Source organism: Streptomyces sp. NPDC054796 (genome assembly GCF_053611545.1).
Window position 1 is genome coordinate 108429 of sequence record NZ_JBSHAO010000022.1, and the last position, 12490, is coordinate 120918.

Below are 12490 nucleotides of genomic sequence, written 5' to 3' on the forward strand. Positions count from 1 at the left end.
GGCGTCACTGCGGCCCCGTGGGCGCGCCCTCGCCCGTACGGACTTCCTCCCGCACACTGGTGATCTGCTGATCCGGCAGTCGGACCGCACATCAGGCGGGGCGAAGGAGGGCGCGGAATGCGGGTGGCGCTGGAGTCCCGGTGGGCGTGGGGAGCGCTCGCCGTGGTGGCGGGCGCCGTGCCCGCGCTGGCCTTCCCCGCGCCCGCGCTGTGGTGGCTCGCCTACGCGGCCCTCGTACCCTGGATGCTGCTGGCCCGCGCGGCACCGACAGGGCGCAGGGCGGCCTTCACGGGCTGGCTCGGCGGTACGGGCTTCATGCTCGCCGTGCACCACTGGCTGCTGCCGAGCCTGCACGTCTTCATCCTCGTGCTGGCGGCGCTGCTCGGTCTGCTGTGGGCGCCCTGGGGGTGGCTGGTGCGGCGGCTGCTGGAGGGGCGCCCCGGCCCGGCGCGGCTCGCCGCCGCCGTACTGCTGCTGCCCTCCGCCTGGCTGATGGTGGAGCTGGTCCGCTCGTGGCAGGGGCTGGGCGGGCCCTGGGGGCTGCTCGGGGCGAGCCAGTGGCAGGTGACGCCCGCGCTGCGGCTGGCCTCGGTCGGCGGGGTGTGGCTGATCAGCTTCGTCGTTGTCGCCGTGAACACCTCGCTGGCAGCGCTGCTCGCCGCGCGCGGCGCGCCCACCCGGCTGCCCGCCGTCTCGGCGGTCTCGGCGCTGGCCGCGGTGGCCGTGGTCGTCGGCGGTACGTGGGCGTGGGTGCCGCTGCCCGAGGAGGAGAGCGGGGACTCGCTGCGGGTGGGCGTCGTCCAGTCGGGCGGCGGCATGTCGGCGGACGCGCGCTTCACGCGCAACGAGGAGCTGAGCCGCTCCCTCGCCCGCGAGCACCATGGGCTGGACCTGATCGTCTGGGGCGAGAGCAGCGTCGGCTACGACCTGGCCGAGCACCCCCGGCTGCGCGCACGGCTCGCGGCTCTCTCCCGCGCGACGGGCGCCGAAATACTGGTGAACGTGGACGCGCGGCGCTCGGACAAGCCCGGCATCTTCAAAAGCTCGGTGCTGGCGGGCCCGGACGGGCTGACCGGGGAGCGCTACGACAAGATGCGGCTGGTGCCGTTCGGCGAGTACGTGCCCGCGCGCTGGGTGCTCGGCTGGGTGACCTCGGTGGGCCGGGCCGCCGGCGAGGACAGGCGGCGCGGTACGGAGCCGGTGCTGATGCGGGCCGACGGGGTCCGGTTCGGGCCGCTGGTGTGCTTCGAGACCGCCTTCCCCGACATGAGCCGCCACCTGGCGGGCGAGGGCGCCCGCGTCCTGGTGGCGCAGTCGTCCACCTCGTCGTTCCAGAACAGTTGGGCGCCCCAGCAGCACGCCTCGCTCGCCGCGCTGCGCGCCGCCGAGACCTGGCGGCCCATGGTGCACGCCACCCTCACCGGGGTGAGCGCGGTGCACGGTCCGCGCGGCGAGGCCGTCGGCGAGCGGCTGGGCACGGACCGCTCCGCCGCGGCGTCCTACTCGGTGCCGATGGCCACGGGCACGAGCCCGTATGTGCGCCTGGGCGACTGGGTCATCTATCTGACGGTGACCTCGCTGCTGGTCTACGGCGCAGCCGAGGCCCTGCGCGCGCTGCGCGAGGGGCGCCGGGGCGCGGTCACCTCCCCTGCGCCAGCGCGTCAGTGACGACCCGTTCGCACAGCTCGTGGGTGCGCAGCGCGTCCTCGGCCGAGAGCGGCTCGCCCGCGCGCACGGCGTCGAGGAAGGCCAGCACGGCCTGCTCGATGCCGCGCTGCCTGGCCACGGGCACCCAGTCGCCGCGCCGCCGGACGCTGGGCTGGCCCTTGTGGTCGACGATCTCGGCGAGGTTGCGGACCTCGCGCTTGGTGTCCTGGCCCGAGACCTCCAGGATCTCCTCGGCCGAGCCGGAGAGCCGGTTCATGGCCCCGATGGCGGTGAAGCCGTCGCCGGAGAGCTGGAGGACGACGTGGTGCAGCAGCCCGTCGCGGACGCGCGCCCGCACGTCGATGTGGTCGGGAGTGCCGGGGGCGAGGAAGCGGAGGGTGTCGACGACGTGGATGAAGTCGTCGAGCACCATGCGGCGCGGGTCCTCGGGGAGGCCGACGCGGTGCTTCTGGAGGATGATCAGGTCGCGGGGGTGTTCCAGGCACTGCGCGTAGCCGGGCGCGTAGCGGCGGTTGAAGCCGACGGCGAGGCCGACGCCGCGCCGCTGCGCGAGGCGCACCAGGCGCTCGGACTCGGCGAGTTCGTAGCTGAGCGGCTTGTCGACGTAGGTGGGCACGCCCGCTTCCAGCAGCTGTCCGACGAGCGTGGCGTGGGCGCTCGTGGCAGCGTGCACGAAGGCGGCATCGGGCCTGGTAGCGAGGAACGGTCCGAGTCCGGTGTGCCGCCGCTCGTCGGGGACGCGGTAGGCCGAGCCGAGCCGCTGGAGGGTGACGGGGTCGCGGGTGACCAGGTGCGGTTCCAGTCCCGGCCGTGCGGTGAGCACCGGCAGGTACGCCTTCTCCGCGATGTCTCCGAGACCGATCACGCCGATCTTCACGTGGGCTCCTCATCAGGTCGGGGTGGTCTCCGTACGGCCGCTGCGGCCCCCGGCCCCGGCAGGATACGGGTGACCCGGCGGGCTCCAGTCGGCGATGCCGTCGAGGGCGCGCAGGTCGCAGGGAGCGGACGGTGTCGCCGAGGCCGATCAGATCGAGGGCGCGCAGGGCGTTCGGGGTGATGCCGAGGCCCGCGCCGACGGCTTCGATGCGCGGGGCGCGCTCCAGGACGGTCACCGGCCAGCCGTCGCAGTGGAGCGCCGCCGCGGCGGTGAGGCCGCCGACTCCGGCGCCGATGACGAGGGCGCGGGGCGGGCGGGGTGCGCGGGGTGTGCCGGGCGGGCGGGGTGCGCGGGGTGTGCCGGGCGCTGGCATGGCGGCTCCTCTGGCTCCTTGTGCGGGCGTCCTGGGGCGAGCGCGGTGGCTCGGTCCGTGGCGGGCCAGGGGGCGGGCCGGGAAAGTCTCTCGCCTCGGGGCCGGGCCAGGGACATGATGACGGGCATGACGACAGAGACCGGGACGGCCCCCGAACGCAGCGTCCCCGAAGGGACGCTCTCCGAGCGCGCCATGCTGGAGGGCTGGCTCGACTTCCACCGCGGCACGCTCCTCCGCAAGTGCGCCGGGCTGGACGACGAGGAACTGCGGCGGGCCTCGGTGCCCCCGTCGGAACTGACCCTGCTGGGGCTCGTACGCCATCTGACCGACGTCGAACGCCACTGGTTCCGCCGGGTGTTCGCCGGAGAGGACATACCGACCCTCTACTACACCGACGAGGACCCGGACGCCGACTTCCGCGTCGACGGCCCCGGAACGGCCGAGGAGACTTTCGCCGCCTGGCACCGGGAGGTGGCACTCGGCCGCGCCCGCGCGGAGGGGCACGCGCTGGGCGCCCTCGGCCGTCCCGCGCACGGCGGGCCAGGGCCCAGCCTGCGCTGGATCTACACGCACATGATCGAGGAGTACGCGCGCCACAACGGTCACGCCGACCTGCTGCGCGAGCGTGTGGACGGGACGACCGGCTTCTGACCGGCGGCCGACCCGATGCTGAGCGGCTGCTGACCGGCTCTGAGCGGCACGGCAGCTTCGCGCCTCGCCCGTCACCCTCGTGGGGGCTGGTCACCGGCCGTGCTGACGTGCAGAGTTGCCGGAGTGCCACGATTGACTACAGCAATGGTGCTGGTCGGAGCCGCCCTCACGGCCGCCTCGGGCTGCGTCACCGTATCCGGTGAGCCGGGCGCCTCCCACGGCGCGTCCCCGTCGACTCCCTCCCCCGCCTCGGGCCCTCCGCCCAAGGCGGGGACGGACAGCGAGCGGGCGGAGAAGCAGGTCGTCCGCTCCCCCGCGCAGGAGGCCCTCTCCGGGCTCCCCGAGAAGAAGCCGGGCTCCGGCCGCGCGTCGTCCTCCGGGGGCGGCGGCGAGGAACGCGTGACCGGCACCGAAGCGCGTCCCGCGCCCCGGCCGCGCAAGCCCGCGCGGCAGGAGGCCCCCCGTCCCAGGGAACGGACGCCCGTCCCCGAGCCGCCCCGCATCGATCTGCCCGGCGCCTCCCTTCCCGACCACGGCAGGCCGGGCCGTCCGCCGTCCCGCGCCGAGCTGTGCAGGCTCGGGGAGCGGCTCGGCCACTGGGAGACGGGCGGCCGGCCCCGCGTGTGCCGCGAGCCGTACGGTGACTGATCCGCACCCACCCGCCCGACGGGTGACCCGCGAGGTGGCTGGCCCGCGAGGTGGCTGGCCCGCACAGCGGCTCATGTCCAGCGGCTCCCGCCCGGCGGCTACGAGCGGCTGCTGCCCCCTAGCTGGAGGCACAGCCGCTCGATACCGGCCCTGATCCCCGCCGCGTACTCGTCGTCGGCCAGCACGCCCGCGGCCCCGCGCGCCCTGGCCAGCTCCCTCAGCGCCGCACTCTCGTCACCGAGCTTGACGTGGTCCGCCGCGAGGTTGAGATAGAGCGACGGGTAGAAGGAACGCACCGCCCGGGTGTGCTCCCCCCACTTCGCCTCCTCCCGCGCGATGGCGTCCGCCGCCTCCAAGGCCCGCAGGTCCCACTCCAGCTCCGCCACGGGATCGTCCTGGGTGTCCGCCATGTAGTGCGCGATGGTGCAGCGGTGGAAGAGATCGCCCTCCTCGCCCGTCTCCTCCCAGAGCAGGCCGAAGCGCTTGCGTGCCTCTTCGCGGTCCCCTCCTCTGTGGAGGATGATCGCCTGCCCGATTCTCACCATCGTCGCGTCCGGGTCCGGGTCCGGGTACGCCTCCTGCTGCGGCTCCGCCACGGGACTCCTCCTGCCGTCCTGGTCGTCCGGCCCGCACATGCGCCGTCTCCTGTGCCCTGATGTGTGGCCTCTTGTCCTCCGACGCTAGCCGCCGCCACTGACAATCCGGTTCAGGCGCTCGCACCCCACCCCCGTCCGCACGCGTGCGACCCCCGGCCGGGTGTGCCCCGGGCGGGACGACCGGGCGGGAGGACCGGGCGGGAGGACCGGGCGGGAGGACCGGGCGGGAGGACCGGGCGGGACGACGGGGCAGTCACGCTCAGCCCAGGTCGGGGATGCGCCAGTCGATCGGGGTGTGGCCCTGGGCGGCGATGGCCTCGTCGATCTGGGTGAAGGGGCGCGAGCCGAAGAACTTCTTCGCCGACAGCGGGGAGGGGTGGGCGCCCTGCACCACGGCGTGCCGCTCGGTGTCGATGAGGGGCAGCTTCTTCTTCGCGTAGTTCCCCCACAGCACGAACACCGCGGGGTCGGGCCGGGAGGCCACGGCGCGGATCACCGCGTCCGTGAACTTCTCCCAGCCCTTGCCCTTGTGCGAGTTGGCCTCTCCGGCCCGCACCGTCAGCACCGCGTTCAGCAGCAGCACGCCCTGCCGAGCCCAGGGCATCAGATAGCCGTTGTCGGGCACGGGGTGGCCCAGTTCGTCCCGCATCTCCTTGTAGATGTTGCGCAGGGACGGGGGCGTCTTCACCCCCGGGCGGACGGAGAAGCACAGGCCGTGGCCCTGCCCCTCGCCGTGATACGGGTCCTGGCCGAGGATCAGCACCTTCACCTGCTCGTACGGCGTGGCGTCGAGCGCGGCGAAGACCTCCTCGCGGGGCGGATAGACGGGACCGCGCGCCCGCTCCTCCTCGACGAACTCGGTGAGTTCCTTGAAGTACGGCTTCTCGGTCTCCTCGCCGAGGACGCCCTGCCAGGACTCGGGCAGCATGCCCTGCGCGCCGTTCACTCGTCAGACCTCCGGTGTGCGTTCGTTCGCTCGTCGTTCCGCTCAGAACGTACCGTCGGCCACTGACAACGGGCCACGCGCGGCCCTGTCAGAGCGCTCGGTTCCCGCCGTTCCTCACCGCACCGGGCTCCTCACCGCGACCGCACCGGGTTCCTCACAGCGACCGCGCCGCCGTGCCTCACCAGCTCGACTTCTTGTGCAGCTCCCACACGCGCGGCAGCGCGGAGGGGTCGAGCAGCCACTCGACTCCGGCCATGTCCTTGAGCGAGGCGATGTAGAGCCTGCCCTGCCACAGCGGGATCAGCCTGGCGTCCTTGGCGATGATCTTCTGGGCACGGGTGAAGGAACGGCTCGCCACGGCGCGGTCGCTCTCCTTGCGGGAGCGCGGCAGCAGGTCGTCGGTGATGGCGGAGGTCTCGTACGGTGTGCTCACGGCGTTGTTCTGGCCCACGAACGGCGCGATGTAGTTGTCGGCGTCCGGGAAGTCGGGGAACCAGCCGCGTCCGAAGACCGGGTACTCGCCCTTGGCGTAGCCCTTCTGGAAGGAGTTCCACGGGCGGCCCTTGACGGTGATCGAGAAGAGCCCCGACTCCTCCAGTTGCCGCTTCAGCTCGGTGAATTCGCGCTCGGTCGCCGAGCCGTAGCGGTCGGTGGTGTACCAGAGGGTGAGCGGGACCTTCTTGCTGATGCCCGCCTGGGCGAGGATCTCCTTCGCCTTCTGCTTGCTGGGCTCCCCGTAGGCGTCGTAGTAGGCGCTGGTGTGCCCGGTGATACCGCCCGGGACCATGGAGTAGAGCGGGTCGGCCGTGCGCTCGTAGACGTTGCGCACCAGCGCCTTGCGGTCGATGAGCTGAGCGACGGCCTTGCGGACCGCCGGGTTGCCCGCTGTGGAGTCCTTGGGGTTGAAGACGAGGTAGCGGATCTCGGAGCCGAGCATCTCGCTCAGCTCGATGCTGTTGTTGCCGTTCGCCTTCGCTTCCTGGAAGCCGGTGATCTGCTTGGGGGTGAGGCCGCGCAGCGCGAGGTCGATCTTCTTGTCCTTGAGCGCGGCCACCATATTCGAGGAGTCCTGGAAGTAGTCGATGGTGACCGCGTCGTTCTTGATCTCGGCGGGGCCCTCGTAACCGGCGTACTTCTTCAGTACGGCCTTGTCGCCGTCCTTGTAGGACTCCAGCGTGTAGGGGCCGGAGCCGACGAGGTCGTTGCCCTTGCGCAGGCTGTTCGCCGGGTAGCTCTCCGGGTCGACGAGCGAGGTCGCGGGGGTGGCGAGGATGAACGGGAAGGTCGCGTCGGACTTCTTGAGGTGGAAGACGACCGTGCGCTTGTCCGGGGTCTCGACGCGGTCGAGGCTGCCGAGGAGACCGAGCGGGCCGGATTCGGCGTCGATCTGCGCGATGCGGTCGATGGAGTGCTTGACGGCCGTCGAGTCCAGCGCGTTGCCGTTGGAGAACTTCAGCCCGTCCTTGAGCGTGCAGCGGTAGACGCGGCTCGCGGAGTCCGTGAAGCCGCAGCGCTTGGCGGCGTCGGGCTCGGGCGAGGTGCTGGAGTTGGGAAAGTGCAGAAGCGTCTGGAAGACGTTCTTGTACAGCTCCCAGGACCCGTCCCAAGCTGCGGCCGGGTCCAGCACACTCGGTTCACTGGTGGTCCCGACGACCACCGAGTGCTCTTCTTCGCCGTCTTCCCCCGACAGCGCACTGCATCCAGCGATCAGTGACGTGGATATGAACACTGTCGCTGCGTTTTTCAAGGGCCGTTTCCGGTCGAACACCTACGCGCTCCTCAGTCGGCGGGGCCACTACTGCTGATGCGGTTCTTCGGGGGAAGTGCCGTCGGCCGGATGTTGCGTTCGTCTGCGACGGCGAGCGTCCGCACCCCGTCGCCACGCGGACCCGCTGGCCGGAGGCGAGAGAGACACTACCTCAGCGAGCGGACTTGGAGCATGCACAGATCAACTCTTTCCGAGGGTCTTCGAACATCCGTTGTTCGACGCTGAGTTGCAGGTCATCAGCCTGTAGTAGCCCTTGCTGCTGAGCGGTGGTGCGCATGCCCGGCGCGGGCGCGAACGGGCATGGCGGCGTCCGGCCCCCGGGCGTCGCGCGGCGGTCCGCGGAGCGGACCACGGAAGCCCGTCCGCCGACCGGACCGGCCCCGCCCGCCCACCCACTGTCCGCAGGCATGCTCGCGGAGCCGGTCCCGTGACGGGACCGGCTCCGCGAGCGTCGTTCAAAATGCGTCCTCAGTGCGTGGCGCTCACTCCACGCCCGAGTTGAGGAAGAGGCCCCCGTCGATGGTGAGGACCTGACCGGTGATCCAGGCCGCGTCGTCCGAGGCGAGGAAGGCGGCGGCTCCCCCGATGTCCTCGGGCACGCCGAGCCGCCCCATCGGGTAGCGCGCCGCGGCCTCCGCCTCGCGCCCCTCGTACAGCGCGGTGGCGAACTTCGTCTTCACCACGGCGGGCGCGATGGCGTTGACCCGCACGGTGGGCGCGAACTCGTGCGCCAACTGGAGCGTGAGGTTCACCATCGCGGCCTTGCTCATGCCGTAGGCCCCGATGAAGGGCGAGGCGGAGAGCCCGGCGATGGAGGCGATGTTGACGATGGAGCCGCCGTTGTCCTTCTGCCAGGCCGCCCAGGTGCGCTGCGCGAAGCCGAGCGCGGAGACCACGTTGGTCTCGAAGACCTTGCGCGCGACCCCGAGGTCCAGATCGGCGATGGGCCCGAACACCGGGTTCGTGCCCGCGTTGTTGACGAGGTGGTCGACCCGTCCGTACGCGTCCATGACACGCTCGACGGCCACGGCCTGGTGCTCCTCGTCGTGCGCCTTGCCCGCCACGTACATGGCGCGGTCGGGGCCGAGCCGCTCCACGGCCTCCTTGAGGGCTTCCTCGTTGCGCCCGGTGACGCAGACGCGGTCACCGCGGGCGATGAGGGCCTCGGCCACGCCGTAGCCGATGCCGCGGCTGCCTCCCGTGACGAGCGCGACCTTGCCGCTGTCCTTACCGCTGTTGTCGCTCATGAGCCTGTCTCCCTGTCCCTGCTTCCCTGAACCTGAACCCCCTGAGTCCGTACGGTCAGTTGAGCGGGCCGCCGGCCACGTACATGACCTGCCCGGAGACGAAGCCCGCCTCCTCGCCGGTGAAGAAGGCGATGGCGTTGGCGATGTCCTCGGGCCGCCCGACGCGCTGGACGGGGATCTGCGTGGCCGCCGCGGCCTGGAAGTCCTCGAAGCCCATGCCGACGCGCTCGGCGGTCGCGGCGGTCATGTCGGTGACGATGAAGCCGGGGGCGACGGCGTTGGCGGTGATGCCGAACTTGCCCAGCTCCTTGGCGAGGGTCTTGGTGAAGCCCTGCATACCGGCCTTGGCCGCCGCGTAGTTGACCTGGCCGCGGTTGCCGAGCGCCGAGGACGAGGAGAGGTTGACGACCCGGCCCCAGCCCGCGTCGACCATGTGCTTCTGGCAGGCGCGCGACATCAGGAAGGCGCCGCGCAGGTGCACGTTCATGACCGTGTCCCAGTCGGCGTCGCTCATCTTGAACAGCAGGTTGTCGCGGAGGACACCGGCGTTGTTGACGAGGACGGTCGGCGCGCCCAGCTCCTCGACGACGCGCGCGACGGCGGCCTCGACCTGGCCGGAGTCGGAGACGTCGCAGCCGATGGCGACCGCCTTGCCGCCGCTGGAAGTGATCTTGTCGACGGTGTCCTTGCAGGCCGCCTCGTCGAGATCGAGGACGGCGACGGCGCGGCCCTCGGCCGCCAGGCGCACGGCGGTGGCCGCGCCGATACCGCGGGCCGCGCCCGTCACGATCGCCACACGCTGCTCGGTGGTGGACATGCTGGTTCTCTCCTCGCCCTGGATGTGGTGAGCAACCGCTTAGTACCTACGGCTCACGTGACGCTATGAGGCTGGCCACGCTCTGTCAACGGTTGCCAGCGCGGGTGAGATCCAGCGCACCACCCGGATGCGCCACGGCGCCGCTCAGGTGCTGCTCCGGCGGCGCCCCGGCGGCGTCCCGGAACCGCTCAGCGCACCAGCAGCTCCAGCAGCCGCTCGGTCTCCGCCTCGGGGTCGGCCGTCAGCCCCGTGTGCACCGGGCCGGGCTGGACGACCGTGCTGCGGGGGGCCACGAGCCAGCGGAATCGCCTGCCCGCGTCGTCGCCCGCCGCCTGGCCCGCGTCGTCGCCGCCAGCGCAGACGCACTCGACGGCGCGAAGCGCGGCGCGCACCCCCGCGAGGTCGGCGCGCGGGTCGAGGGCGCGCAGCCGGTCCTCGTCCAGATGGGTGCGGGCCGCGACGAAGGAGCGGGCACGGCAGTAGACGACCACCCCCGCGTTGATCAGCTCGCCGCGCTCCACGCGCGGGACGACGCGCAGCAGCGCGTACTCGAAGACCTCGCGCGCCACGGGAGCCGCATCGGGCGCGGAAGGCGCGGTCGCGGTCTCGGCTGCCGTGTCAGGTGTCATGTCGGATGCGGTGTCCCGTGTCGTGCCGTTCACTTGACCTCGCCTGCCTCGCGGTGCGGGGCCAGGCGTCCGGTGAGCCAGCCGGGGGCCTGCGAGGGCCGATCCCGTGTGGGTTCGCCCAGGGTGACGCGTTCGTGGATCGTACGGGCGCGGGCCGCCAGCACCTCGGTGTACGCGCCGCGCACCGCGTCCGTGCTGTCGAACCCCGGCTCCCCCTCCAGCCACTCGTCGGGCACGTCCGCCGCGCACCGCGCGAGCAGGTCCTCCGTGACGAGGGGGGCGAGCCGCTCGGCGGCCGAGGCGAGGTCGGGGCCGAAGGGCGCGAGTGCGTGGTCGGAGGCGTCGTAGGGCTTCGCCGCCGAGGCCGCGGCCGTCGGCCAGTTGTGGTGCCAGATCATGGTGGCGCCGTGGTCGATGAGCCACAGGTCGCCGTGCCAGACGAGCATGTTCGGATTGCGCCAGGAGCGGTCCACGTTGTTGACGAGCGCGTCGAACCAGACGACCTCTCCGGCCTCGCGCGGGCCCACCTCGTAGGCGAGCGAGTCAAAGCCGAGCGCCCCGGGGAGGAAGTCCATGCCCAGGTTGAGGCCGCCGCTCGCCTTCAGCAGCTCCTGGACCTCCTCGTCGGGCTCGGCCTTGCCGATGACCGGGTCGAGCTGCATCCGTACGAGGTCGGGCACGCGCAGCCCCAGCCGCTGGGCGAGCGTGCCGCAGATGACCTCGGCGACCAGCGTCTTGCGGCCCTGGCCCGCGCCGGTGAACTTCATGACGTACGTACCCAGGTCGTCGGCCTCGACGATCCCGGGGAGCGAACCGCCCTCCCGCAAGGGCGTGACATAGCGGGTGGCGGTGACTTCGGGGAGCATCCCGTCAGCCTATACGGCGACGTGACCTCAAGATCCGCGGCTGGCCGCCGGGGCCGTCACCGGCGTCGCTGTGAGCGAGGGCGTTAACCCCCTCCGTACAGGGCATCTGCGTCAATGGATGCCGGCGACCCCGCCATCGTCGTCACCATCGCAGGAAGCGGGTGCAGGTCATGTGGCTGGTACGGCTCGTGCGGCGCATCCCCTCGGCGTTCAGTGGCTCGCTTCGGGCCCGGATGACGGTGCTCTACAGCGGCATGTTCACGATCATCACCCTGGGAGTGCTGATCGTCACGCAACGGCTCCAGCAGCGCGCCGTCAACGACAAGGTGGACAACTTCGTCTCGCCCGGCTCGATCGCCAAGATCCCCTGCCGCTACCGGCCTCAGGAGGCGCCGTGCTCGGTCCATCCGTACCTTCCGAACCCCACCAAGTCCGAGCCATCGGCCCTCGTCGTGAGCGAGAAGAAGCAGCTCCAGGAGGCGCTGGCGGACACCCAGCTCGTCATCAGCCTGATCACCATCGGGTCGCTGGTGCTCCTGGCCATCGTGGTGTGCTGGTGGCTCACCGGACGGCTGCTGCGTCCGCTGCACCGCGTCACCGCTACCGCCCGCCGCCTGTCGCTGTCCACCCTGCATGAACGCATAGCTCTGTCGGGCCCTGAGGACGAACTCAAGGAACTCGCCGACGCCTTCGACGCCATGCTGGACCGGCTGGATCGCGCCGTGGCGAGCCAGCGCCGTTTCGTCGCCAACGCCTCCCACGAGCTGCGCACCCCACTCGCCATCCAGCGGGCGGCGATCGAGATCGGCCTGAACGATCCGACGCCGGAGCGGGTGACCCGGATCCGCGAGGAACTCCTCCGCGCCACCAAGCGTTTCGAGCGGCTCATCGAGGGCCTTCTCGTACTCGCTCAGGGAGAGCAGGAGCTCACCTCCCGGGATCCGGTGGATCTCGCCACCGCGGTCGACCAGGTCATAGCCGAACAGCTTCCCCTGGCCGAGCGCCGCAACATCAGTCTCACGGCCGCCGCTCTTCCCGTCGTCGTCCCGGGTGACGAAGTGCTGCTCACCCGTCTCGTCGCCAACCTGGTGCAGAACGCGATCCGGCACAACATCGACGGCGGGCACGTTCTGATCGACCTGTCCCCCGACAGCGGTCTCGTGGTCTACAACACCGGCCCGCATGTTCCGGACGAGCAGGTCGACGAGTTGTTCATGCCGTTCCGGCGGCTGCGCGCGGACCGGACCGGTTCGTCCGAGGGCGCGGGCCTAGGGCTCTCCATCGTCGCCGCCATCGCCCACGCCCACGGCGGCAGCGTGCACGCGACGGCCAACCTTGAGGGCGGGCTCTCGGTCCGCGTGGCCCTCCCGGTACACGCCCCGGTGCTGTCCGCCTGATCCGCGG

12 protein-coding genes and 1 pseudogene are annotated in these 12490 nt (G+C 71.7%); 4 read left to right on the top strand and 9 right to left on the bottom strand.

The window, feature by feature from the left end:
• Window positions 1-117 precede the first annotated feature (117 nt).
• Window positions 118-1668: an apolipoprotein N-acyltransferase gene (gene lnt, locus ACWGJ2_RS20085; RefSeq protein WP_453347484.1), complete on the top strand. Its 1551-nt coding sequence runs from the start codon at window positions 118-120 to the stop codon at window positions 1666-1668.
• On the opposite strand, the gene ACWGJ2_RS20090 is transcribed toward lnt, so the two are convergent.
• Complete coding sequence (locus ACWGJ2_RS20090; protein ID WP_453347485.1) at window positions 1640-2545, bottom strand: Gfo/Idh/MocA family protein; 906 nt, start codon at window positions 2543-2545, stop codon at window positions 1640-1642. The two genes, lnt and ACWGJ2_RS20090, sit on opposite strands and share 29 nt — an antisense overlap.
• A 118-nt stretch (window positions 2546-2663) precedes the next feature.
• A pseudogene (locus ACWGJ2_RS20095) lies at window positions 2664-2918 on the bottom strand (FAD-dependent monooxygenase); the annotation flags it as partial.
• Between the two features lie 117 nt (window positions 2919-3035).
• On the opposite strand from ACWGJ2_RS20095, the gene ACWGJ2_RS20100 reads away from it, so the two are divergent.
• Together ACWGJ2_RS20100 and ACWGJ2_RS20105 are read left to right on the top strand one after the other, a co-directional pair.
• Entirely contained in the window at window positions 3036-3569 is a 534-nt protein-coding gene (locus ACWGJ2_RS20100) for a DinB family protein (RefSeq protein ID WP_453347486.1), read from the top strand.
• Window positions 3570-3701: 132 nt separating this feature from the next.
• Complete coding sequence (locus tag ACWGJ2_RS20105) at window positions 3702-4217, top strand: hypothetical protein (RefSeq protein WP_453347487.1); 516 nt, start codon at window positions 3702-3704, stop codon at window positions 4215-4217.
• Between the two features lie 98 nt (window positions 4218-4315).
• Here the strand turns inward: ACWGJ2_RS20105 and ACWGJ2_RS20110 are convergent, their stop codons facing one another.
• The 7 genes from ACWGJ2_RS20110 to ACWGJ2_RS20140 all read right to left on the bottom strand — a co-directional run bounded on the left by ACWGJ2_RS20110 (window position 4316) and on the right by ACWGJ2_RS20140 (window position 11086).
• A complete protein-coding gene (locus ACWGJ2_RS20110; protein WP_453347488.1) occupies window positions 4316-4813 on the bottom strand; it encodes a hypothetical protein in 498 nt (165 codons plus the stop codon).
• Window positions 4814-5072: 259 nt separating this feature from the next.
• Complete coding sequence (locus tag ACWGJ2_RS20115) at window positions 5073-5741, bottom strand: uracil-DNA glycosylase (RefSeq protein ID WP_453347494.1); 669 nt, start codon at window positions 5739-5741, stop codon at window positions 5073-5075.
• A 196-nt stretch (window positions 5742-5937) separates the two neighbouring features.
• Window positions 5938-7527 (bottom strand): ABC transporter substrate-binding protein, encoded by a 1590-nt coding sequence (locus ACWGJ2_RS20120; protein WP_453347489.1) that lies wholly within the window; start codon window positions 7525-7527, stop codon window positions 5938-5940.
• A 482-nt stretch (window positions 7528-8009) separates the two neighbouring features.
• Window positions 8010-8774 carry an SDR family oxidoreductase gene (locus ACWGJ2_RS20125; protein WP_453347490.1) on the bottom strand — a complete coding sequence of 255 codons (765 nt, stop codon included), beginning with the start codon at window positions 8772-8774 and terminating at the stop codon, window positions 8010-8012.
• Between the two features lie 55 nt (window positions 8775-8829).
• Window positions 8830-9591 carry a 3-oxoacyl-ACP reductase FabG gene (fabG, locus tag ACWGJ2_RS20130; RefSeq protein WP_453347491.1) on the bottom strand — a complete coding sequence of 254 codons (762 nt, stop codon included), beginning with the start codon at window positions 9589-9591 and terminating at the stop codon, window positions 8830-8832.
• Between the two features lie 188 nt (window positions 9592-9779).
• Entirely contained in the window at window positions 9780-10220 is a 441-nt protein-coding gene (locus ACWGJ2_RS20135; protein ID WP_453347492.1) for a DUF3037 domain-containing protein, read from the bottom strand.
• Window positions 10221-10249: 29 nt separating this feature from the next.
• A complete protein-coding gene (locus tag ACWGJ2_RS20140) occupies window positions 10250-11086 on the bottom strand; it encodes a HipA family kinase (protein ID WP_453347493.1) in 837 nt (278 codons plus the stop codon).
• Between the two features lie 170 nt (window positions 11087-11256).
• Here ACWGJ2_RS20140 and ACWGJ2_RS20145 point away from each other — a divergent pair, with 170 nt between their 5' ends.
• On the top strand, window positions 11257-12483 hold the full coding sequence (locus ACWGJ2_RS20145) for a sensor histidine kinase (protein ID WP_453347495.1): 1227 nt from the start codon (window positions 11257-11259) through the stop codon (window positions 12481-12483).
• Window positions 12484-12490 lie beyond the last annotated feature (7 nt).

Coding starts and splice junctions, on each gene's coding strand:
- lnt (WP_453347484.1), top strand. CDS start 118: ATGCGGGTGGCGCTGGAGTCCCGGTGGGCGTGGGGAGCGCTCGCCGTG.
- ACWGJ2_RS20100 (WP_453347486.1), top strand. CDS start 3,036: ATGACGGGCATGACGACAGAGACCGGGACGGCCCCCGAACGCAGCGTC.
- ACWGJ2_RS20115 (WP_453347494.1), bottom strand. CDS start 5,741: ATGCTGCCCGAGTCCTGGCAGGGCGTCCTCGGCGAGGAGACCGAGAAG.
- ACWGJ2_RS20125 (WP_453347490.1), bottom strand. CDS start 8,774: ATGAGCGACAACAGCGGTAAGGACAGCGGCAAGGTCGCGCTCGTCACG.
- fabG (WP_453347491.1), bottom strand. CDS start 9,591: ATGTCCACCACCGAGCAGCGTGTGGCGATCGTGACGGGCGCGGCCCGC.
- ACWGJ2_RS20135 (WP_453347492.1), bottom strand. CDS start 10,220: ATGACACCTGACACGGCAGCCGAGACCGCGACCGCGCCTTCCGCGCCC.
- ACWGJ2_RS20140 (WP_453347493.1), bottom strand. CDS start 11,086: ATGCTCCCCGAAGTCACCGCCACCCGCTATGTCACGCCCTTGCGGGAG.
- ACWGJ2_RS20145 (WP_453347495.1), top strand. CDS start 11,257: ATGTGGCTGGTACGGCTCGTGCGGCGCATCCCCTCGGCGTTCAGTGGC.